Annotated in this window: 21 protein-coding genes and 1 pseudogene; 11 read left to right on the forward strand and 11 right to left on the reverse strand. The window is 62.3% G+C overall.

From position 1 onward, the window contains the following. Positions 1–52: 52 nt before the first annotated feature. The 3 genes from RHP72_RS05190 to RHP72_RS05200 all read right to left on the reverse strand — a co-directional run bounded on the left by RHP72_RS05190 (position 53) and on the right by RHP72_RS05200 (position 3500). Positions 53–1276 carry an acyl-CoA dehydrogenase family protein gene (locus tag RHP72_RS05190; RefSeq protein WP_311094419.1) on the reverse strand — a complete coding sequence of 408 codons (1224 nt, stop codon included), beginning with the start codon at positions 1274–1276 and terminating at the stop codon, positions 53–55. Continuing rightward, the gene (locus RHP72_RS05195; RefSeq protein WP_311094421.1) at positions 1273–2550 is read right to left on the reverse strand and encodes an acyl-CoA dehydrogenase family protein; all 1278 of its coding nucleotides are present in this window, start codon (positions 2548–2550) and stop codon (positions 1273–1275) included. Before RHP72_RS05195 ends, RHP72_RS05190 begins: the two co-directional genes overlap by 4 nt. Before the next feature lie 125 nt (positions 2551–2675). Beyond that, positions 2676–3500 (reverse strand): sucrase ferredoxin, encoded by an 825-nt coding sequence (locus RHP72_RS05200; RefSeq protein WP_231917209.1) that lies wholly within the window; start codon positions 3498–3500, stop codon positions 2676–2678. 277 nt (positions 3501–3777) lie between these two features. On the opposite strand from RHP72_RS05200, the gene RHP72_RS05205 reads away from it, so the two are divergent. The 4 genes from RHP72_RS05205 (at position 3778) to RHP72_RS05220 (ending at position 7658) form a co-directional block, all read left to right on the forward strand. Further along, a complete protein-coding gene (locus tag RHP72_RS05205; RefSeq protein WP_311094422.1) occupies positions 3778–4716 on the forward strand; it encodes an iron-siderophore ABC transporter substrate-binding protein in 939 nt (312 codons plus the stop codon). Positions 4717–4763: 47 nt separating this feature from the next. Next, positions 4764–5261 (forward strand): glutathione peroxidase, encoded by a 498-nt coding sequence (locus RHP72_RS05210; protein ID WP_003945816.1) that lies wholly within the window; start codon positions 4764–4766, stop codon positions 5259–5261. A 94-nt stretch (positions 5262–5355) separates the two neighbouring features. After that, on the forward strand, positions 5356–6060 hold the full coding sequence (locus RHP72_RS05215) for a DUF2334 domain-containing protein (protein WP_007734443.1): 705 nt from the start codon (positions 5356–5358) through the stop codon (positions 6058–6060). Between the two features lie 227 nt (positions 6061–6287). Then, positions 6288–7658, forward strand: coding sequence for an Ig-like domain-containing protein (locus RHP72_RS05220; protein ID WP_311094423.1), 1371 nt, complete (start codon positions 6288–6290; stop codon positions 7656–7658). Positions 7659–7666: 8 nt separating this feature from the next. Here the strand turns inward: RHP72_RS05220 and RHP72_RS05225 are convergent, their stop codons facing one another. Continuing rightward, entirely contained in the window at positions 7667–8314 is a 648-nt protein-coding gene (locus RHP72_RS05225; RefSeq protein ID WP_054825454.1) for an MBL fold metallo-hydrolase, read from the reverse strand. 165 nt (positions 8315–8479) lie between these two features. Between RHP72_RS05225 and purS the strand changes: the two genes are divergently transcribed. Continuing rightward, positions 8480–8719, forward strand: coding sequence for a phosphoribosylformylglycinamidine synthase subunit PurS (gene purS, locus RHP72_RS05230; RefSeq protein ID WP_003945817.1), 240 nt, complete (start codon positions 8480–8482; stop codon positions 8717–8719). Continuing rightward, a complete protein-coding gene (gene purQ, locus RHP72_RS05235; protein WP_003945887.1) occupies positions 8716–9393 on the forward strand; it encodes a phosphoribosylformylglycinamidine synthase subunit PurQ in 678 nt (225 codons plus the stop codon). The genes purS and purQ overlap by 4 nt, the downstream gene beginning before the upstream one ends. Before the next feature lie 79 nt (positions 9394–9472). Here the strand turns inward: purQ and RHP72_RS05240 are convergent, their stop codons facing one another. Continuing rightward, complete coding sequence (locus RHP72_RS05240; RefSeq protein WP_311094424.1) at positions 9473–10693, reverse strand: pyridoxal phosphate-dependent aminotransferase; 1221 nt, start codon at positions 10691–10693, stop codon at positions 9473–9475. Positions 10694–10831: 138 nt separating this feature from the next. Here RHP72_RS05240 and RHP72_RS05245 point away from each other — a divergent pair, with 138 nt between their 5' ends. Further along, positions 10832–12238 carry a PLP-dependent aminotransferase family protein gene (locus RHP72_RS05245; RefSeq protein ID WP_311094425.1) on the forward strand — a complete coding sequence of 469 codons (1407 nt, stop codon included), beginning with the start codon at positions 10832–10834 and terminating at the stop codon, positions 12236–12238. 57 nt (positions 12239–12295) lie between these two features. Next, positions 12296–12742, forward strand: a complete 447-nt coding sequence (locus RHP72_RS05250; protein WP_311094426.1) for a hypothetical protein — start codon at positions 12296–12298, stop codon at positions 12740–12742. 6 nt (positions 12743–12748) lie between these two features. Here RHP72_RS05250 and RHP72_RS05255 read toward each other — a convergent pair whose 3' ends face one another. Beyond that, positions 12749–13957 carry a macrolide family glycosyltransferase gene (locus tag RHP72_RS05255; protein ID WP_218749186.1) on the reverse strand — a complete coding sequence of 403 codons (1209 nt, stop codon included), beginning with the start codon at positions 13955–13957 and terminating at the stop codon, positions 12749–12751. Positions 13958–14119: 162 nt separating this feature from the next. On the opposite strand from RHP72_RS05255, the pseudogene RHP72_RS05260 reads away from it, so the two are divergent. Then, a pseudogene (locus RHP72_RS05260) lies at positions 14120–14410 on the forward strand (YiaA/YiaB family inner membrane protein). On the opposite strand, the gene RHP72_RS05265 reads toward RHP72_RS05260, so the two are convergent. Beyond that, a complete protein-coding gene (locus RHP72_RS05265) occupies positions 14394–15530 on the reverse strand; it encodes an ATP-binding protein (protein WP_311094428.1) in 1137 nt (378 codons plus the stop codon). The pseudogene RHP72_RS05260 and the gene RHP72_RS05265 sit on opposite strands and share 17 nt — an antisense overlap. Next, entirely contained in the window at positions 15527–16240 is a 714-nt protein-coding gene (locus RHP72_RS05270; protein ID WP_311094429.1) for a response regulator transcription factor, read from the reverse strand. The genes RHP72_RS05265 and RHP72_RS05270 overlap by 4 nt, the downstream gene beginning before the upstream one ends. Before the next feature lie 216 nt (positions 16241–16456). Here RHP72_RS05270 and RHP72_RS05275 point away from each other — a divergent pair, with 216 nt between their 5' ends. After that, positions 16457–17107, forward strand: a complete 651-nt coding sequence (locus RHP72_RS05275; protein ID WP_054188009.1) for a DUF305 domain-containing protein — start codon at positions 16457–16459, stop codon at positions 17105–17107. 142 nt (positions 17108–17249) lie between these two features. Next, complete coding sequence (locus RHP72_RS05280) at positions 17250–19298, forward strand: heavy metal translocating P-type ATPase (RefSeq protein ID WP_230691615.1); 2049 nt, start codon at positions 17250–17252, stop codon at positions 19296–19298. A gap of 18 nt (positions 19299–19316) precedes the next feature. On the opposite strand, the gene RHP72_RS05285 is transcribed toward RHP72_RS05280, so the two are convergent. The 3 genes from RHP72_RS05285 to RHP72_RS05295 form a co-directional block, all read right to left on the reverse strand. Beyond that, a complete protein-coding gene (locus tag RHP72_RS05285) occupies positions 19317–20087 on the reverse strand; it encodes an alpha/beta fold hydrolase (protein ID WP_311094845.1) in 771 nt (256 codons plus the stop codon). 142 nt (positions 20088–20229) lie between these two features. Beyond that, the gene (locus tag RHP72_RS05290) at positions 20230–20811 is read right to left on the reverse strand and encodes a hypothetical protein (protein ID WP_235808455.1); all 582 of its coding nucleotides are present in this window, start codon (positions 20809–20811) and stop codon (positions 20230–20232) included. An 8-nt stretch (positions 20812–20819) separates the two neighbouring features. Beyond that, entirely contained in the window at positions 20820–22421 is a 1602-nt protein-coding gene (locus tag RHP72_RS05295; protein WP_042452635.1) for an ABC-F family ATP-binding cassette domain-containing protein, read from the reverse strand. Positions 22422–22631 lie beyond the last annotated feature (210 nt).

The following is a 22631-nucleotide window of genomic DNA, read 5'->3' on the forward strand; positions in this document are numbered from 1 at the left end:
CGATGAAAGAGACCGCCGCACCAACCGTGCGACGGTCTCTTTCTGTTCGTGGCTAGGTGTACCAGGTCGGTTCGGGAATCTCGCCGGTCAGAAAACGACTACCGACTTCACGGCGCTTGTACGCGAGCGGATCGTGAAGGGTATGCGTCCGGATGTTGCGCCAGTAGATGTCCAGGCCGACGTCGTTGGACGTGGCTCGGGCACCGGTCAGTTCGAAGATCTTGTTGCTGATCTCCAAGGAGACGTCGGCGGCGCGAAGTTTTGCGGCCGCGATGCGTACGGCGAGGTCGCCGCGAGCCTGCTCGGTGAGGTTTTCGCGAGCGTCGTGGAGCACTGCGTCGGCCTCACGGCTGACCTGATCCACGAAGGCCTCCGCTGCCCACAGCTTGGATTGCAAGTCGCCGTAGCCCTCACGGAGGTACCACTCGTCGGTTGCGATTTCGCGGTTGTCACCGCCGTACGGCCATGGACGCGTACGGGTTCGGGTGTACTCGGCGGCAGTGCCCAGTGCGCCACGAGCGATCCCGAGGTAGAAGTTGGCGAACACGATCTCGATCGCCGGGAAGTTCAGGGTGTTGTAGACCAGAGGTTGGAATTCCTTGTCGACAAAGCCTGCCGCACTTGCCCAGTCGACCTCGACGTCGTTGATCTCGACACTGCCGGAATCGGTGAGGCGCTGCCCGAGATTGTCCCAATCACCGCGGAAGACTATGCCGTCCTGAGCAGTCGGCACGATTGCGAACACATGCGTCGCAGTTCCGTCGATGATTCCTTCGAGCACCGTGAGGTCGGTGACTCGGCCGCCGGTGGAAAACGACTTCACACCGTTGAACACCAGGGTGTCTCCGCGGTCCGCGACGGTGAGGTCGGTGTCTCGAGGGTTGACCGCGCCGCCGAAGAAGAATCGGTTGCTCGTGTACAGCTCCTCGACAGCGGAGATCTGCGGATCGGTTCCGACCAATCTGGCTGCCCATGCCCACAGGTAGTGGTATCCGAGCAGTTGTCCGATGGAGCCGTCGGCGCGGGCGATCTCCCGAACCACCTTGTAGGCGGTCTCCCATCGCTGCCCGCCGCCGCCGAACTCGACCGGGCCCAGGAGCGTTACAAGACCACTGTCCTTGAGTAGCTGAACTTCTCGGAACGGTGGTTCGCCGGCTCGGTCGCGGGCGAGTGCGTCGGCGGCAAGGATGTTGCTCACCTCGCGAGCCCGGTCGATCCAGCCCTCGGATGTGTCGGGAACGCCGACGAAGACTTCGGTTTCACTGGTCACGGTCATGCCTGTTCATCCTTTTCGGTCGGTGCGGTCCCGATGGCCCACACGTAAATCGGTTCGGTTCCGTTGATTTCGTAGTCGCCGACAACTTTGGATTTGAAGACGACCGGATTGTGGCTGGCGACGGTGCGGGCGTTGCGCCAGAATCGATCGAGATCGAGGTCGCGGCTGACTCCGGAAGCACCGAGTGCGTCGAAGATCTTGGCCGTGGCCGGCACGACGAGTCCGATCGAGGCGACTTGCCCTCGCCCCGAATCGATTTCGGCTGCGATGTTGGCGGCCTTCTCTTCCTCCGGCGAGCCGGAGAATGCGGCTTCGTAAGCCCATTGGGACGACTGTGCTGCGTGCAGTGCAACGGCCTCGGCTGCAAAGGCAGCAGAGGACACCTCGCCGACAACTTGCTGGATCTGCGAATCCTGCGCGTATCTCGGAGCGTTGCCGTGACTGAAGGTTCGAGTACGAGAGGCAACTCGACGAGAGATCTCGATCGTAGCAGCCTTGGCGATGCCGGCGAGAGTGGCGAGGTGGAACAATTGGTAGAACGCGGTCTGGTATTTGAATCGTGTCGAGAAGTCGAAGATGTTCTCCGGCTGTACAATTGCGTCCTCGTAGACGGACGAACCGGAGCCAGTCGTCTGCTGACCGAACCCGTTCCAATCGTCACTGTGTGTGACACCGGGTTGTCTCGCCTCGACCGCCGCGATCACGAATGCGCCGGTGTCGGTGCGCTGCGAGTACAGGTCGATCCAGTCGGCGAAGATGGAACCCGTGCTGTAGAACTTTGCCCCGTTCGCCAGGAAATGGTCGGCATCGGGTGCGGGCGAGACCTTGGTGTTGGCTTCGCCCAATGCAACGTCGCCGATTTCGGTCCACGCGTTGCCGACCAACTGTCCCTCCGCAAAGCGTCGGAGCCAGATGTCACGCTCCGGGCCTGGGTCGGCGACCAGTCGGTCTTCGACAAATGAGAAATGTCCGCGCAGGGCCTGGGTGATATTGGAATCGGCGCTCGACAGCTCGACTAGTAAGCGGATCAATTGCGGGATGCTCGCACCGGATCCACCGTGTGTTGTCGGCACCCGAACGGCGCCGAAGCCTGCATTCTTGAGTGCGTCGATCTGTTGGAAGGGAAGTACGTGATCGCGTTCGCGTTCGACGACGCCTTGTGCGATGTCCGCGAAGATCGGACGGAATTTCTCTGCCAGTGTTTCGTAGTCGACCTCACTTTTGATCGGATCAGCAGACCGGGGTACGGCATTCGGCGTCAGTGCGGTGGTCATGGGAAGAATGCAAGCTGTAAACACCAGGGGCGTCGATCCTTCATCGCGACCTGATTCGAAGTGTTGTCAGTCCGCGCAAATCTCGGTTCGATGGCCTGCCGGGCACTCTTGTCGAAATCGAGTGGTCAGTGGGGTTGCTCGTGAACGTGCTCGACGGTCCATCCGCTCCATTCGACGGTCCCTCCGGCACCACAATCATGTCGGAACGGCAGCCCTGGAGGACCGGAGCGAACGACGACGCGAAAGTCTCTCCCCTCCAACCGAAGATCGACAGTCGTGTGTTCTCCGTCCATACTCTCGCTGATGCTCTCGAGTGCGTCCGTGGCGACGATGTCGGTGGCGCGTCGGACTGCGTGTTCGGCGGCCTGAGCGGCCTGTGACAGTGCCGCCCGGCCGCGCAGGTGCAGCAGCTCCAATTCTCCGGCTTGGTATTTTTCGGCTGCATCGATTGCGGAGTTGCCGTCCAGTCGGCTGAAATAGACTGCGGCAGGCCACGCAATCATGTTGGCCGCGAAACGATCTCCGCCGATGTGACTGCATTCCCACACATCTGCGATCTGTGCCGCGTTCAGCGCCGAAACGACCGGGCGGCCGAGTTCCGCGCAGCACGCATCCTTCTTTCCATGCGTGCAGACTGCGAAGAGCGGTTCCGTGCGGGAGCGGCCGAAGTCGGGTTCCGCTCCGGCGGCCATCGATTCGAACGGCAGTACCGACAGGTCCTCGTATCGGTCGACCGCCCCTTCCCGCATCCATTGGCGTGTGCCGTCCGTCCAGGCGAGTACACACGTCGGGGTGAGCACCCGGCGGTTGCGGGTCCGCCGGATCACCACGACACGGATACGGCCCTGCGCTGCGTAGATCTTTTCGGTGAGCGCGACGGGGAGAATGTCGTCAGGGGCGGACGCCGGCCAGGGGCCGGGATGCTCGATCAATACCCACAGATGTGTCATTCCGGCGCGACCGACCATAGGTTCGCCGGCGGTCGACGACTGCCGTGTACAGGCGTGAGGGCGTCGACTGGTTTGCGGATTGGCGACAAATTCCGAAAGGCACTGCATAGATCCTTTCCCCAGGACACCGTCGCTGTGGCAGGGGAGGGAAGACATGATGAGGCTCCAGTCTCGTAGGTTAGGCTCACCAGACTATTGGATGGTGAATCCTTTGCTCAGCCGCGGTGAATGCACGTGGCTGTGACGGTCGGAAGCAGTCGGTAACAGGAGTTTGTGAATGAAACGCAGTAACTCGCGGACGAAGTACATGCTGGGTGGTTTTGTCCTCGCCGCCATAGTGGCAACGACAACGGCGTGTGGCAGTGACGACAAGACGGATACCGGCAGTCAGTCTGCCGACACCGTGCACGCGGTCACCCACGCCCGCGGAACTACCGACGTACCGACGAATCCACAGCGAGTTGTCGTGCTCGAGCCGGTTCAGCTCGACACGTCGGTAGCGCTGGGCGTGATTCCCGTGGGCACCGCGGTACTCAGCGAGACGACCGGCGTTCCGGCGTACCTCGGTGAGAAGGCGGCGGAGATCGAGATGGTCGGAACGGTCGCGGCACCGAACCTCGAGAAGATCGTCGCACTGAGCCCGGACCTGATCATCGGAACGGAATCGCGGCACGGTGATCTGTACGAGCAGCTCGCTGCCATCGCGCCGACCGTCTACATGGCAACTCAGACCGATCCGTGGCAGGACAACGTCCAGTTCGTCGCAGAGGCGTTGAACAAGACCGATCAGGCAGGTGAACTGCTCGGTGACTACACGGCACGCTGCGAGGAAGTGGCGAGCAAGCACAGCACCGAGGGCAAGACCGCTCAGCTGATCCGCCCACGCGACGACGTTCTGACGCTGTACGGACCCACGTCGTTTGCCGGAAGCACTCTCGAATGTGCTGGACTCACGATTCCCGCACGCGACTGGGAGAACTCGATCTCCGTCGACCTCTCCCCGGAATTCGTCTCCGGAGCCAACGCCGACCTCATCCTGGTCACCTCCGCGAAACCGGCCGATGCCGGCACGATGCCGAAGGCCGTGGCCGACAACGCCGGATTCTTCCCGAACCCGCATCTGGTGGACATGTCCTACTGGATCACCGGCGTCGGACCGCTCGGCGGCCTCACCGTTCTGGACGACCTCGATCGCATTCTCGGAGCGTCGAATTAGCAGTGCGCGAAGGAGCAGTGCGTGAGAGAGTCGCTAAGTTGGAGCCTATGACAACTCCAGTACAGAACATCGCGATCAACACCCTCGGTGGCGTGCCCACCTCTTTGGGTGAATACGACGGCCGCGCCGTCCTCGTGGTCAACGTCGCGTCCAAGTGTGGACTGACCCCGCAGTACTCGGCGCTCGAGAAGCTGGCCAGCGAGTACGCCGATCGCGGTCTGACCGTGATCGGTATCCCGTGCAACCAGTTCATGGGGCAGGAACCGGGTACCGCCGAAGAGATCGAGACGTTCTGCTCCACTACCTACGGCGTCACGTTCCCGCTTCTCGAGAAGATCGAGGTGAACGGCGAAAACCAGCATCCGCTGTACGCCGAGCTCACCAAGGCGGCCGACGCCGAAGGCGCTGCGGGAGACATTCAGTGGAACTTCGAGAAGTTCCTGATCGGACCGGACGGCACCGTCGTCAACCGCTTCCGTCCGCGGACCGAGCCTGACGCACCCGAGGTTGTCGCCGCGATCGAAGCTGCGCTTCCCAAGAACTAGAGGTTTCCAAGAACCAGTAGGTGCGCTGAAAACTGCCGCCGGATGATCATCCGGCGGCAGTGTGCTGTTCACCCACAGCTGCCACTATCGGAGTATGTCCGCAGAACTGATCGTGTCGGTATCCGGAATCAGAGACGAGACATGTTATCTCGCTGCCGGATTCGCAGACGAGATGGACACTCGAGGTGTCCGCTTGTCGCTCCTGGTGGCGCCGCGACTGAAGGACAAATACCGACTGGCCGACGACGCGGTGACGACGGCTTGGCTGCGTGAGCGTCGCGAGCACGGCGATGCCATCGTTCTGCACGGCTACGACCAGGCCGCGACCAAGCGTCGCCGAGCCGAGTTCGCCACTCTGTCGAAGCACGAAGCGAAACTGCGACTACTCGCTGCGGACCGCGTTCTCGAGCATGCAGGCCTTCGGACCCGGGTGTTCGCACCGCCGCGCTGGGTGGCATCGCCCGGTGCCATGTCGGTGTTGCCGGAGACGGGCTTTCGCACGATGGCAGGCCTCGGGGCAGTACATGATCTGACCCGCGGAACCTTGCAACGGGGAAGGGTTTTCGGGATCGGCGAAGGCTTCAAGGCCGAGCCGTGGTGGTGTCGCGCATTGGTTCTCGGAGCCGGGCGTGCCGCCAAACGTGGGGGACTGGTCAGATTGTCGATCACGGCCAAGCAGTTGGGAAACGAGGGCCCACGTCAGGCCGTCCTCGACGCCGTCGACCTTGCCCTCTTCCACGAAGCCGACTCGCAGGTGTATCGGTGGAACTCCCCGTCTCAGGAGCTCGGCGCTGCCTGAATTCGGTAGTTGGCAACTATTTGATAGCTACGAGACTATGTCGTCTGTCCGGGTTGTCCGAGCGGGCAGACTCTTCGCGTTTCTCCACTTCCTTGCTGGTAGTAGTGCAGAATGGGTCAAAATCGCATAAAACGGACGATTAATTAGAGCGCTGGGTCAGCCAACTCTCCCACTGCTAGAGTGCGTGCAGTTAATCTGCCGCTAGTAGATGGGATCGGGATCTCGCCATGCGCACGAGAGTGTTCTCCAAGTCGGCCGAGGGTCTTGTCGCCGTGGCTGTGGGCGCAGTCGTCTGTGCTGCGTTCGTTCCGGCGCTCGCGTCTGCCGCTCCGACCGGCGCGGTTCACACGCTGCCGACGGGCAGTGTCGACGGCGGGTCGAGCGGGTCGAGCGATGGCGTCCGCACCGCAACCGTCGACGATGAAGGTGAGCAACTCACACTGCGCCTTCACAAGATGAACCTGCGGGGATCCGAGTTCTCGATGGCTGTGCAAGACGGCGACGGAGAGCTGACCGACGCGGTGATCCCGGCGCCCCGTTCGTACATCGGCAGCGTGGAAGGGCGTCCGGACGCAATCGTCTCGGCCATCGTCGACTCCGCCGGAACACTGCGCGGGCAGGTGATTTTCGATCGTGGTGTTTCGATAGAGTTCGTCGGATCCGAGGTGGTCGGTCGCAGCACGGCGCCGATCGACGCAAAACCCAAGTGGCCCACCGCGGCCATTGCGCCGGCCTCGGCCGCAAGGGTCGGCAAGACGGTCAAGCAGTTCGTGGTCGGACTGGACCTCAGTGGCGAGTGGTACTCCGCGCACGGCGCAGGCAGTGCCGCCGTCGCTCTGGATCGGGCCGAGGAATCAATGGCCCGCACCGCTGCCATCTGGATCAGAGACGTCGGGATTCGGCCGGTCCTCGGTCGAGTTGTCCTGCGGGCAGATTCCGCCGGCGATCCGTACTCGAGCAGTTGTGAAAATCTCGAGCAGTTAGAAGAGCTGTGGTCCGATCAGGTCGGGTCGAGTGTCGATCAGGCGACCGTCGTGTGCGCATCCGGTGGCGGAAATGCCTACTACTCGAAGTTCGAACTCGACCACAGCTACGCGCATGTCGGTGCCGAGTCCGACGGCAACTTCAGCCGCGTTCTCCGCCACGAGTTGGGCCACAACTTCTATGCCGACGACTACCACGGCGGCGGCGCCGAGGGATCGACCATCATGAACGGTAACGACCTCTCACGCTTCGACGGCACCGAATTCGCTGCCATCGTCGATGCGGCGGAGGTTGCCTCGGCTCGACTCGACGACGTCGGTCGGTACACGGCAAGCCCGATCCCGCCGTACGCCGCACTCGACACCGCGCGGGTCCGCTCAGGCGGCACAGTCACCGTCGACGCCGTCGCGAATGATCATGACAGCAACGGAGATTCGATCAAAGTGACCGGCGTCGGGGCGACGTCACTTCTCGGTGGCACCGTCAAGCTCGAAAACGGCGAAGTGGTGTTCGAAGCCGGAACGAAGGCAGGCACCGACAGGATTCTCTACACACTCACCGACGCAGCCGGTGGCACGAGCACCGGCTGGATCATCGTCGATGTGAGTGCGTGAGAACCGAATCAGGCGACTTCGACGCTCGACTCCTCGCCGAGAACTCGGAACTCGGTGCCGTCGGCAGCCATTTCCGAGTAGCGACCGTAGAAGATGCCTGCGGCCTCGTCGCGGATGATCGCTTGATGAATGGGAACCGCAACGCGCGGCGCCACCGCGCGGAGGTAGTCGATGGCCTCCGAGATCTTGAGCCACGGTGCGGCGGCGGGGAGGGCGAGAACGTCGATCTTTTGTTCGGGGACGTAGAGGGAATCGCCGGGATGCATGAACCGTGCCGGGTTGGTGGCGTCACCGAGGAGGAACGCGGTGTTGTCGATCATCGGTAGGTCCGGATGGATGATTGCGTGCTCTCCGCCCGTTCCGGTCACCTCGACGTCGCCGATGCTGAACCGGTCGCCCGGCCGGACGCCGGTCCAGCGCCCACCGAGCTTTTCAGCCGTCTGCGGATCGCTGTAGAGCACGGCGTCGGGATTCGCTTCGGCCAGTTCGGGCAGCCGCGCCGGGTCGGCGTGATCGGGGTGTTGATGTGTCACGAGGATGGCGTCGAGGCCGGTGATGCCTTCGAATCCGTGCGAGAAGTTGCCGGGATCGAAGAGGATCTTCGAGCCGTTCAACTCCACGAGCACACAGGAATGGCCAAAATGTGTCAGTCGCATGATTTCGAGTATGCGCCGCCCCGAAGGGACTCGCAGGCGGGTTTCACAGGTGGTGGCCGTCACGCCCCGATCACTCGATGCGAACCATCTCGGGTCCGCCCGGTAAACTGGCCATCACCCGAGCGTTTCACTCCGGGTTCGCGCACTAGTACCGAGGAGCAGCACGTGGCCCGTGTCGTCGTCGAAGTCATGCCCAAGGCCGAGATTCTCGACCCCCAGGGACAGGCAATTGTCGGGGCACTGTCTCGCCTGGGCTTTGCAGGAGTATCCGATGTCCGTCAGGGCAAGCGGTTCGAGTTGGAGATCGACGGCAGTGTCGAAGACGCCGAACTCGAGAAGATCGCCGAAGGCCTGCTGGCCAACACGGTGATCGAGGATTGGACCGTCAGGCGAGTCGAGGCATGAGCGCACGTATCGGAGTAATCACTTTCCCCGGCACGCTCGACGACATCGACGCGGCTCGGGCAGTGAACCTGGCCGGCGGTGAAGCTGTCGAACTCTGGCACGGCGATGCAGACCTCAAGGGTGTCGACGCGGTCATCGTGCCCGGCGGATTCTCGTACGGCGATTACCTTCGTTGCGGCGCGATCGCACGTTTTGCTCCCGCGATGGGCAAGGTTGTGGAAGCAGCCAAGGGCGGCATGCCGGTCCTGGGCATCTGCAACGGTTTCCAGATCCTCTGCGAAGCAGGATTGCTGCCCGGTGCCCTGACCCGTAACCAGGGTCTGCACTTCATCTGCCGCGACGAGTGGTTGACGGTCGAGGCCAACAACACGGCGTGGTCCTCGCGATACGAGGCCGGCGCGCAGATCCTCATCCCCCTCAAGTCGGGTGAAGGTCGCTTCCAGGCGTCCGAGAAGGTTCTCGACGAACTCGAGGGCGAAGGCCGCGTCGTCTTCCGTTACTCGGAGGAGAACCCCAACGGCTCGCAGCGTCGTATCGCCGGCATCTCCTCGGCCAACGGCCGGGTCGTCGGTTTGATGCCGCACCCCGAGCACGCCACCGAGGCTCTCACCGGTCCCAGTGACGACGGATTGGGCTTGTTCTACTCGGCCCTCGACGCGATCGTCACTGCCTGATCGCCTGCTGATTTTCACCACTGAACGCCGACCGGAAATCCGGTCGGCGTTCAGTCGTATGTGGGCCCGGTACCCAGGGCTACTGGCTGTAGGAACTGAGGAAGTTGCCGAGTCGCTCGAGTGCCGTCGAGAGATCGTCGGTGTTGGGGAGAGTCACCAACCGGAAGTGATCGGGTTCGATCCAATTGAACGCGCGACCGTGGCTGACAAGAATCTTCTCCGATTCCAGTAGATCGAGAACGAACCTCTCGTCGTCGACGATGCCGAACTTGTCGACGTCGAGCTTGGGGAACAGGTACAGCGCCCCGTCGGCCTGTTGGCAACTGATCCCGTCGATGCTGTTGAGCGTGGTGTGTGCGAGATCGCGCTGGGCCGTCAGCCGACCTTGTGGAAGCAACAGGTCCTCGGTGGACTGACGTCCGCCGAGTGCAGTCTGGATAGCGTGCTGCGCCGGCACGTTGGCACACATTCGCATGTTGGCCAGCAATTTGATGCCTTCGATGAAGCTCGACGCCCGCTCGAGTGGTCCGGTGATGGCCAGCCATCCGGCTCGGAATCCGCACACGCGGTAGGCCTTGGACAGTCCCGAATACGTCAGACACAGAACGTCTCGCCCGGTCATCGTCGCAAGGTTTGTCATGGATCGGCCGTCGTAGACGATCTTTTCGTAGATCTCGTCGGCGAAGAGCATCAGATCGTGTTTGCGCGCTAGATCCACGAAGCGTTGCAGCACCTCCGTCGAGTAGACGGCGCCCGTCGGATTGTTGGGATTGATGACGACAATCCCTCGGGTGCGCGGCGTGATCCGAGCTTCCAGATCGTCGAAGTCCGGTGCCCAGCCTTGGCTTTCATCGGTGAGGTAGTGGACGGGCGTGCCGCCGGCAAGTGAAACCGAAGCCGTCCACAAGGGATAGTCGGGAGCGGGAATCAGGATCTCGTCCTCTGGATTGCAGAGGGCCTGCATCGTCAGGGTGATCAGTTCGGACACACCGTTTCCGAGATAGATCTCGTCGACGGTGACGTCGGTGATACCCCGCGTCTGGTAGTACTGGACCACCGCAGTGCGCGCCGAATACAGTCCGCGAGAATCGCAATATCCCTGCGCGGTAGGGAGATTGCGGATCATGGCCATCATGATTTCGTCCGGAGCTTCGAACCCGAAGGGGGCCGGATTGCCGACGTTGAGTCGCAGGATCGTGTGTCCCTGATCCTCGAGTTCTTCGGTCTTGTCGAGAATTCGCCCTCTGATGTCGTACCTGACATTCTCGAGCTTGCGGGCCTGATCGATGGGTGTGTTCACGCGGTTACGTACCTCTCCGGTTCGGGTGGGCGAGTTGTGTTTCAGATGAGAAGGGCGCCTCAGGGTTCGGTCTGGAAACGGACATTGATTCGCGATAGCGCTAGCGGCGAAAGAGGAGTAGCGCTACTATGATTCGACATGTCCAATGATAGCAGTTCGAGGATTGTCGCAGCCTTGCGTGAGTGGATCGCGACGGCTCCTCCAGGCGCGAAGCTTCCGTCCACTCGGTCGCTCGTCAGCCTGCACGGGGCGAGTCCGGTCACCGTGCAGAAGGCGCTGCGAACACTGGTATCTCAGGGGGTTGTGGAGGCTCGTCCCGGTGTGGGGACCTTCGTGCGCGCGGCGCGCGTCGTGCGACCCAACGACTACGGGTGGCAGACAGCGGCGCTTGGATCGCCGAACTATCGTCTGCAGTTGCCCATGGCGCTGCAGTCCACCTCCAACGACGTGATCGCGCTGCATTCCGGCTATCCGGCCCGAGAGCTGTTGCCGGAAGGTCTGGTTCGTGCAGCCTTCACCAGGGCGACGCGAACCGACGCCGTGTTCAATCGGCCCCTCGCTGCCGGGCTTCCGGAACTGCAGTCCTGGTTTGCCTCCGAATTGGGTTTCGCCACTCCTGCCGGGATCACTCCGCCGGGGCCGAACGACGTGGTTGTACTTCCGGGCAGTCAGGGTGGGCTTGCGACGTCCTTTCGCGCGTTGGTGGGGGAGGGACGTCCGTTGCTCATGGAATCGCCGACCTACTGGGGAGCGATCCTGGCCGCCGCACAGGCTGGAGTCACGGTCATTCCGATTTCCAGCGGCGCCAACGGTCCTGATCCTGAAGAGCTTTCGCGTGCATTCGAACAGACCGGTGCCCGTGCGTTCTACGCACAACCGAGCTTCGCGAGTCCGACCGGAGCGCTGTGGTCGCCGTCGTTGGCCGACAAGGTTCTCGACACCGTCCGTCGGCACGGCGCATTCCTCATCGAGGACAGTTCGGCGCTCGACTTCGGAATCACCGCAGATCCCAGCCCCATCGCTGCACGAGACGACAGCGGTCACGTCGTCTACCTTCGTGCGCTGACCAAGAGCGTGTCCCCATCGGTGCGAGTTGCCGGATTGATCGCTCGGGGTCCGGCGTACGAGCGGATTCTGGCTGATACACAGGCAGATTCGATGTATGTCAGCGGGATGCTGCAAGCGGTAGCGCTCGACGTCGTGACCCAACCGGCCTGGCGAACGCACTTGCGCAGGCTTCGTCACCAACTCGAGGCCAGACGCGACCTCCTCGTGTCGAGTCTGCGCGAGTACGCGCCGGACGCTCACCTCGACGCCGTACCGAAAGGCGGACTCAACCTCTGGCTTCGGCTCCCGGACACCACGAACGTCGAACGCGTGGTGCAGGACTGCCGGTCGGCCGGCGTCATCGTCGGGGCCGGTGACGATTGGTTCCCGGCAGAACCGACTGGAAAGTTCTTGCGGCTCAACTACGCCGGACCGAACCCGGGTGAGTTCCCCGACGCCGCCCGCATTATCGGCCGAGCAATCACGCAACATATGTAGAACTTCACCTCGCTGGTGGTTGACCTGAACTTCCGTTGAGGTTTTATCGTCGTGTGCATGAACAAACAAGCGATGCAGCCACCGGCCAACCAGCCGATCGGATTCTGGACCGCGCGAGCCGGTGAAGCGATTCGCACGCGCACGCGCGGAGCACTCGAAGCGATCGGCGTCACCCAGCCGGGGTGGTGGGTCCTGCACCAACTTTCGCTGTACCCTGAAGGAGTGGAGCGCGCTGTCCTCTTGCGGACGATCGGTCCGAACGAATCCACCGATGTGATCGATGACGCCGTCGACTCTGCCCTCGAACTGGGGTGGGCGCGCGAAGACGGGTCTGTCCTTCGCCCGACTGATGCGGGCTCCGAGCAGTTCGATCGCGCCGCGCGGGTACAGCAGATGCTGCAGGAAGAGCGGATGCAGGGAATCACCGAAGAGGAGTTTGTCACCACCATCACTGTGCTGCAGCGAACCATCAAGAACGTGGGCGGCGACGCCTGGCACTGGTAGCAGACATTATCTGGGCCCGCTGCCGGGTAGAGCGGCTTCGATCAATTCGACGGCACGGGACACACCGCCCGCCGCTGCGAGTTCTTCTGCCAACTCCGCGCTGCGTCGGCGGAACTCGTCGGCGCTCACCAGAGTCAGCGCCTCACGAAGCTCTACTGCCGTGACGGTAGCGCTGTCGACGCGTACTGCGACACCGGCGTCGACGAGCGAGTCGGCGTTGCCGAACTGATCGACGGCTTGCGGCACTGCGATCATGGGTGTCCCGGTCACGAGTCCCTCGCTGGATCCGCCCATACCCGCGTGGGTCACGAACGCGTCGGCCTGCTGCAGAATCGCGAACTGCGGTACCCAACGGTGTATTTCGACGTTGTCGGGCAATGGTCCGAGATCTGAGATCTGCACCTGCTTTCCGATCTGGAGGACGACGTGCCAGCCGTCCATCTGGCCGAAAGCCTCGACGCAGGTGCGGTAGAAATCCGGATGATCGGTGAATGCTGAACCCAGCGAGATCAACAAGAGCTTGCGTTCGGGATCCGGGTTCACCCAAGGTTGACTGCTCGGTTCGAGTGCGGGGCCGACGAACGTGTAGACGTCGCGGTTCACGCGATCGGCGTTGGGCTGCATCGATTCTGCGATCAGCACGATTGCACGGGGTGGGCGTCCGGTGAACTCACGTGGATCGACCTCGACGCCTTCGGCGCGGAAGAACCGGGTCTCCCGATCGAGCAGGTCGACGCCTCTCGGATCGGAACGAATTTCGTCGTACATCGGTGCGGCGTCGGCTTCGTAACCGTCCCAGGCAACGTACGTCGGCGACAACTGGATGATGGGAACGCCCCACTGCTGAGCCAGTATTCGTGCCGGAATGCCGGCGATGTCGTAGAGAAAGAGGTCAGGGCGATCGTCTTCGTAGATTCGGCGTAGCTGCGGCAGCATCGACTCGTAATCGTCCTGGAAAATCGTCAACTGATCGATCAGATCCCCGTCCCAGCTCTTCTCGGGTTCGGCGCCGTCGGGAGAAGGGACGAGGCTGGGCAGCGTGGAGACGTACGGTGCGAATTCGGCCCCGGTCGCCTCGATGATCTCACGCATCGACTCGTCGTTGGCATAGGTGACGCGGTGACCGGCGGCGACGAGACGCGCGATGATCGCCAGGCTCGGATTGACGTGGCCCGGTGCCGGAATGCTCACCATGGCTATATGTCTGCGGGTCATCGATCACTCCTGCCGTCTGACTGTTCTGGAACAACTCCGGATACGGGACCGAGACTATCCACCAGGATGGGTGACGGCATCTGATTTTGCCGGGGAAGTACCGTGCGCACTCGAGTAGGACTACGCATCCGAGTGCCGGGATGGGCGAGCAGACTTCGAAGCATGAGCACACCGACAACACCCTCGAAGACCACTGCAGCCTTCTATCTTCAGGCCGGAATAGCCTTTGCCGTCAGTTTTGTCGGCACCCTCCTCGGAATTGCGTATCTTCCGATCGATGCGTGGCAACGCGGATTTCTCGGAATGTCCTTGCTGTTCTTGGTCACCAGTACGTTCACGTTGGCCAAGGTGATTCGTGATCAGTAGGAGGCATCCACTGTCAGGGTTCGAGTGGACGAGGCTCGACTCGAGAAGCTGATCGCCGAGCACGATCCGTTCAAAGCGGCAGCCTGAAACCTGTCGGCAAGGTGAGGATCAGCGTGCTGCCGAGAGGTTGCTCGTTTCGGAGCGCCGACAGATCGCCGCCGTGTGCGAGCGCGAGGCTGCGCGCAATCGTGAGCCCCAAACCGGAACCGTCGGATCGATCACCGCGATGGAAACGGTCGAAGACTGATTCGAGTTGGTCTGCGGGAATTCCGTCACCGGTGTCGGTGACGGACACCGAGAGGTGGTCACCTTCCCGTGCGAGTGTCACCGTCACCGAACCTCCGCTCGGAGTGTGCCGCAATGCGTTTTCGAGCAGATTGGCGAGGATCTGTTCGATTCGTTGGCGATCGACCTCGGCCGTGATCGGTTGCGGAGGTAGCGCGGTCGTCAATTCGACTCCACGATCGGCGAAACGTGGCGCCGCTGCTGCCGTTGCGCTGCAAACGATGTCGTCGATCTTCTCGTCTCGGCGATCGAGTTCGAGAGCGTGTTCGTCGGCCGCGGAGACGTCCGCCAGATCGCAAGAGAGCCGACGCAGTCTTTCGAGTTGATCGCGCATGACCGACCATGAAGAGTTGTCCGTGGGGAGGACGCCATCCTCGATGCCGTCTACGTACGCAGCCAAAGTCGATACCGGAGTGCGTAATTCGTGGGCAAGATCGGCAAGCAGGCGTTTGCGGACCCGATCCGAATGATCAAGGCGTGCCGCCATGTCGGCAAAGGCAGTTTCGAGACGCGTGAAATCGGCATCTACGTCGGACCTGCCGATAGTCACGTCGAAGTTCCCGTCTGCGACGCTTTGTGCCGCCTCCGCCAGCGTTGCGATCGGGGCCGTGATGCGTCGGACGATGTAGACCGCGGCGATGCTTGCGCCCACCAGTGCGACCGCGATCCCGCACAACAGTGCAATGGTCATGGTCTGAGCGAATGCCTCTTCGGTGTGGGTACGGACATTCGAGTCTTCGATGCCGGCCATCATGAGGTGGTTGTGAAAGAGCGGGGCAGCGACGGCAATGGCGACTGCGGCGATGGCGAGGCAGGAGACGAACAGGACGACAAGCTGCGCCAGCAGCAGTTTTCCGCGTAGCCCGAGTTTCTTCATGACGACCTCGTTCATGACGACCTCGTTCATGACGACCGCGTTCATGACGACCTCAGGGAGTATCCGACGCCCCTGACGGTTCTGATGAACCGAGGATCGGTCGCGTCGTCGCCGAGTTTGCGGCGTAATGCACGCACATGGACGTCGACGATGTGCTGGTCCCCGAACCAGGACGAGCCCCATACCGAGGCGATGATCTCGGCCCGACTCCAGGCAGCGTCGGGTCGGGATGCAAGCGCGGAGAGCAACGCGAACTCGGTGGGAGTGAGATCGACCAGGGTGTCGTCGACACGGACCGTGCGGGCCAGGACGTCGATGTCGAGACCGGGAGGCGTCGGCAGCACTTTTGGCAGCAAACTCGACGCGCGTGGCCGTCTGAGCAGTGCTTTCACTCGCGCAACCAGTTCGCGGGGGCCGAAGGGTTTGACCACGTAGTCGTCAGCGCCGGCCGCCAGACCCGTCACCTTGTCCGACTCTTCACCGCGGGCGGACAGCATCAGGATGTACGCATCGGAGAAGGTACGGATTCGTCGGCAGACTTCCAGACCGTCGAAGCCCGGGAGCATCAGATCGAGCACTATCAGCGCGGGCTCGAATTCGCGCACCGAACGTACTGCGCTCGGCCCGTCGTGGGCGAGGCGCACGGTGAATCCTTCGCGTGTCAGATAGTTGGCGACAACCTTGGCGAGGGCAGTCTCGTCGTCGACGACAAGAACGCGCCCCGGTTCCTCGCCAGGTCGTAGTTCGGCGCTCATCAGACCGAGGTTAGTCGACTGCGTGTCTGCATTGCTGGCGCGTGGTGGTTTCCACTCGACTGTGAAGATTCGATGAAGGAAGCCTGTTCGAGCCGGTTATCGGGCTTCGCGGTGGATTTTCGCCGGTAACGTGGCAACTGTGCATGTGCAGCACTCTTGTCAAATCAATTGTGGTGCAGTGCATATCGAACAGAATCAATTCTCGGGAGTGAAAACATGTCTTTGACGGTCAGGAAGAGCGCCGCGCGGTTCGTTCCGGTTGTGGCAGCGGCAGCACTGTTGATTGCCGGATGCTCGGACAACTCCGGGGAGAGCATCAACCATTCTTCCGAAACAACCAGTGTTGCAGCACAGTCGGAGATTCCTGCGGGTGTCAATGCTGCCGACATCGAGTTTCTCGAAGGGATGTACCCGCATCACGCGCAGGCATTGGACATGGCCAGGATGGTCGACGGTCGAACCGACAATGCCGAACTTCTCTCTCTTGCAGCGCAGATAGAGGCAGCGCAAGGCCCGGAGATGGCTCAGATGACCGAATTGTTGACGGAGTGGGGACGCCCCGAGCCTTCGTCGAGTTCGATGGAGGGCATGGATGAGTCGGCGCACGCGGGACACGGCGTCGGGATGGCCGAGATGCCGGGAATGATGTCGGCCGACGACATGACCGCCCTCACCGATGCCAGTGGCGCGGAGTTCGACAAGTTGTGGCTGACGATGATGATCGAGCACCACAAGGGTGCCATCACCATGTCCCAGACCGAACTCGACAACGGGCTCGACCCGTCGGCGGAGAAGATGGCAGAAGCGATCATTGCCGGTCAGCAGGCGGAAATCACTCAGATGGAAGCGATGTTGAAGGGGAGTTGAACAGGAGGCCTTGGCCGCGTGACCTTGCTCGGGTGGCTACCTGGGCATACGTTCGAGGCTGATGGCTTGACCGGTGCTGTGCTGCAATCACACGCGAGGGGATGACCGCCACATGGATCACAGTCAGATGGACCATGGCCAGATGGACCATAGCGAGATGAGCCATGGCCAGATGGAGCATGGGGCACACGGTGGTCACGGGGATCACGTCGCACAGTTCCGGACGTTGTTTGCAGTCATGCTGGTCATCGCGGTTCCGGTCGTTGCGGCAGACGCGATGTTCGCTGATCTGGTCGGGTACACACTGCCGGAAAACTCTCTGGTGGAATGGATCTCACCGGTACTCGGCACGGTGATGTACTTCTGGGGTGGCAAGCCGTTCCTCACCGGCGCTGTTGCCGAAATCCGTTCTCGGCAGCCGGGAATGATGCTGTTGATCGCGCTCGCGATCACCGTGGCCTTTTTCGCGTCATGGGCTGCGAGTCTGCACTGGGTGGATCACACTCTCGATTTCTGGTGGGAGCTCGCGCTTCTGATCGTGATCATGTTGTTGGGCCACTGGATCGAGATGCGTTCGCTCAGTCAGACATCGAGCGCCTTGGATTCACTTGCCGCTTTGCTGCCCGACGAGGCAGAACGGGTGGTGGGGGAATCGGTGGAAACCGTGCCCACCGCAGCTCTGGCGACCGGCGACCTGGTGATAGTTCGTCCCGGCGCCCGTGTTCCCTCGGACGGAACGGTGGTCGAGGGAAGCGCCGACATGGACGAATCCATGATCACGGGCGAGTCGAAGACCGTCCGCCGGACTGTCGGAGATCAGGTGGTGGCCGGCACGGTAGCCACCGACTCGGCACTTCGGCTTCGAGTCACCGCCGTGGGAGAAGACACCGCGCTCGCCGGTATCCGGCGCCTGGTCGAGCAAGCCCAGAACTCGTCGAGTCGCGCGCAGGTGTTGGCGGACAAGGCCGCTGCTCTGCTGTTCTGGTACGCACTCGGCGCGGCAGTGCTCACCGCGATCGCCTGGAGTATCTGGGGCACCCCGGAGAGCGCAGTCACCCGGACGATCACCGTTCTGGTGATCGCCTGCCCGCACGCGCTCGGGTTGGCGATTCCACTGGTCGTCTCGATCGCGACGGAACGGGCGGCTCGGGCTGGGATCTTGATCACCGACCGCATGGCCCTCGAGGCGATGCGTAACGTAGACACCGTTCTCTTCGACAAGACCGGCACTCTCACCAAGGGGGAGCCCGCAGTGGTCGGTGTACGCGGTGTCGACGGGTATTCCGACGACGAAGTTCTCAGCGCAGCGGCTGCCGTCGAGTTCGACAGCGAACATCCACTCGGGCGCGCCGTCGTCGCGGCGGCGCGGGAGTTGTCGCTCGAATTCACCTCGGGTTCCGACTTTCAGGCGCACAACGGGATCGGGGTTGCTGCGGACGTCGCCGGTGCACGCGTCGGTGTCGGCGGACCGGGGATGCTGCGGTCGGTCGGGGCCACCGCGATCCCGGGGACCGAAGAGTGGCTCAGTGACGGGTCGACCGTCCTGCATGTAGTGCGTGACGAGAAGGTAATCGGCGCATTGGCATTGGCCGACGAGATTCGCCCGGAATCAGCATTGGCCGTCGACGCCCTCCATGCTCGCGGTGTGCGGGTGGCCATGGTCACCGGAGACGCGGAGGCCGTGGCCCATTCGGTGGCTCGCAGGCTCGGGATCGACGAAGTTTTCGCCGAAGTGCTTCCGCAGGACAAGGGAGCGCAGGTATCTCGGCTTCAGGCTGCGGGCCACCGCGTGGCGATGGTCGGTGACGGGGTCAACGATGCGCCGGCACTCGCCCAGGCGGATGTGGGCATCGCGATCGGTGCCGGAACCGACGTGGCGATCGCGTCGGCGGGAGTTGTTCTGGCCAGCGATGATCCGCGTTCGGTGAGCTCGGTCATCGAGCTGTCCCGCGCCACCTACCGGAAGATGGTTCAGAACCTTTGGTGGGCAGCGGGATACAACGCGATCTCGGTTCCCCTCGCTGCGGGAGTACTGGCGCCCGTCGGGTTCGTGCTGCCGATGGAGGTCGGAGCAATCCTGATGTCGGTATCCACTGTGGTCGTTGCCGCGAATGCCCAGTTGTTGAGGCGCTTGGACTTGCGGCAACCACCGGTGACCGCGTTGGAGTCGAGAGTGCTCACATCGCAGTAGCGAGAGGTTGAAGGCGGACTACTGTCGGCTCAGGAACGGAATGAGCGCACGCAGTACAGCATCGGAGTCTGCGACTGCGCTTGCGTGGTCAGCCCCTTTGATCACAGTCAAGGCACTGTCCGGGATCAGCGACGCGAGATGCTCGGTATCCGGCAGGCGCTCGCGATCTCTCGATCCGACGAACAACAACGCCGGTGTGGTGATCCGTTGCAGCACGGCGTCGTCGATGCCGTGCTCCTTCTCTGCGCGGCGCATGTAGGCAGCGAGCGCGAGGGCATCATTGATTCGGAAGGCAGTCGCAGTCTGAGGATCCACCGGTTTGCCGCGCCTCACGCCCCAACCGGTCAGAAATCCCTCGATACCGCCGCTTTCGAGTACGTCGATGCAACCCGGGAAGAACAATGCGTCGAACGCGCCCGTCATCGGTCGGCTGCTACCGCCCCCGACGGTCAGCGATCGCACCCGTTCGGAGTGCTCGACTGTCAGCGACATCACCGAACGTCCGCCGAACGAGTATCCGAGGACGTGTGCCGGCTCGAACGGAGACTCCGTGTCGAGGATCTCCAGGAGATCGCCGACCACCAGATCCATTGCATACGAATCGGAGTCGTGTGGTTTGTCACTGCGTCCGTGACCCCGCATGTCGACGAGGATCAGACGATATTGCTCCTGAAGTGCCTTGACGTACCCGAAGCCACGCCAGATGGAGCGCGACAACGCTGTGCCGTGCACCATCAACAGGGGTGGGCCATCGCCCACGATCTGATAGGTGATCCGCGCACCGTCCACCGGATTTCTCACGTCGTGCAACACCCGTCCAGTATGGGTGCCCGTTGCTACGCACGTGAACTCGAGTAGTCGTCCGGTCCCATTCGACGGATGGCGTGGACTCTCACGAACAGTCGGGCCGTCAACTCGGCCTCCCTCAGAGCTACCGGTCACTGCCCGGCGGGGCAGTACCCACTGTTCCAAGCAATGCATCGGTTGAGGGGTCTGCAGTGCTGACGCCTGCGGCTATGCCCCGAATCAGAGCCTCGAAATCAGCGGCGACGATGGTGACCTCCTCGAACTCCGGCTCTCCTCCACGGACAACCTGACCGTCGGGTGCGAGCGCCAAGTACTCGTACCCATTGCGCACCGACAGCAGGACCGGGAGGTGAGTGGACCAGAAGGCGTTGATCGCCGCGCGCTCCGCCGGCCCGGAAGCGACCGCTAGGCTCTCGTGCCGGAACGCATTCCAGGGAAACGCCTCATCGCTGACGCCAACGCCACCGGCATAGTTCTCCGCCGAGAGAAACCACACCTGGTCGTCGGAACTGGCAAGTACGGAGAACGAACTCGCCCACACTACGAGTTGGTCACAACCGCCGACCAGTGGTTGCGGAACTGGGGCAGAGGCCGATCGAGTGGGTTCTTCGCGAACCCAACCTGCGAGCGACAGCGCGGCGGTTGCGTCGAGGTGAAGGCACATCGCCCCACGGTAGGCCAGACCGTCGAGCGCCGACAGCGTCAACCGTCGGCCTACTCGGGATCGATGTCTCGAATACCAGTCTCGTCCATGCTGATCCATCGCGTTATGCCGATGCCGCGAAGGAACGGCAGATCGTGACTCACCACCACCATGGCGCCGCGAAAATCGGAAAGTGCCTGCGTGAGGTGGGCGAGACTCGGTAGGTCCAGGTTGTTGGTCGGCTCGTCGAGAAGAAGCAGCTGGGGCGCGGGTTCGGCCAGCAGGATCGTGGCTAACGCCGCACGCAATCGTTCACCGCCGGAGAGTGCGGATGCCGATACGTCGGAATCCGTTCCCCGGAAAAGGAACCGTGCCAACTGCCCGCGAATTTCCTCGGCTGTCGCGTGTGGCGCGGCCAACGCGACGTTGTCCGCCACCGAGAGGTCCTCGTCGAACACGTCGAGACGTTGGGGGAGCGCACGAGAGGCTACGAACGGAGTCGACGCGGCGAGTGCATCGAGCAACGTCGTCTTGCCGATTCCGTTGCGTCCCACTATCGCAATCCGCTCCGGTCCGGTGATCTGGAGCGATACCACTTGGCCGCTCTGCAACGTCACCTCGTCGAGCCGCGCAACCTGCTGCCCCGGATGAACCTCTGTAGCAGGCAGATCCAGACGAATCTCGCGATCGTCTCGAAGGAGTTCCTCTGCCTCCGACAGGACAGACTTGGCCTCGTCCACCTTCCCGATATGGTTGAGGGCCAGCTTTCCCGCTGAAACTTGGGCCTGACGTTTTCGTGTCTGCGCAATGATCGGCGGCATCCGCTTGTTCTCGAACATCTTCTGCCCATAGCGCTTACGCCGGTCCAGTTTCGTTCGAGCGTCGATCAGCTCGCGGCTCTGCTTTGCCAGATCGGCCTTGGCGTCGCGAACGGTGGCGAGTGCGTTTTCCTGCTCAGCGGTCACGACCTCCTGGTAGTGCGAGTAGTTGCCGCCGAACACGCGTAGATCCCCCCGACGTAGTTCGATCGTGTACTCCGCGGTGTCGAGCAGTTCCCGGTCGTGGCTGACGATCAGCACGGTTCCCGGAAACTGTTGGACTGCAGCATGAACTCGTGATCGAGCGTCGCGATCCAGGTTGTTGGTCGGCTCGTCCAGGAGAAGTACCTGTGGATTCTTCAGCAGCGTTGCGGTCAAGCCGAGTAAGACGGTCTCTCCGCCGGAGAGGGTGCCGACAGTTCGGCTCAATGCTGCGGTATCCGGAACCACCTTCTCGAGGCCGAGTCGATGCAAGGTGGAGAGGGCGCTCTCCTCGATATCCCAGTTGTTGTCCACGAGCGCAAAGTCGGATTCGGAGCCGTCGCCGGTTTCGATGCGGTGCAATGCGTTTCGGAGTTCGTGGATACCGAGGATGTCATCCACCCGAACGCTCGGATCGAGTGTGATGTCCTGACGGAGGTAGCCGACCTCGCCGGAAGCGGTCACGGATCCGGATTCCGGTGAGAGCTCTCCCGCGATCAACCGCAGCAGAGTCGACTTTCCCGATCCGTTGAGTCCCACGAGACCGACACGGCCACTGGGGAATACAAAATTGGTGTGGGAAAAGACTGATTCGCCGTCCGGCCAGATGAAGGTGAGATCCGAGAGCGACAGAGAAAGATGGGATTGGGTCATGAGTACTCCAGAGGGTGCTTGGACTGTGCGCCCGGCTCAGCAAGTGCTGATGGGTGCGAGTGCCTTCGCGTGATGAACCTCTAGAGGAGCAACGGCCCGTTTCCTGTTCTGTCGGGAATGATTCGTGTTCCAGGTTAGAACACTCGAACGGTCCCGTGCAATCGAATTATTCTGTGCTGTCGGTCTCGTCGGTGTTCGGTGCTCAGATTT

This window comes from Rhodococcus sp. SG20037, from assembly GCF_031763325.1.
Taxonomy (GTDB): domain Bacteria; phylum Actinomycetota; class Actinomycetes; order Mycobacteriales; family Mycobacteriaceae; genus Rhodococcus_F; species Rhodococcus_F qingshengii.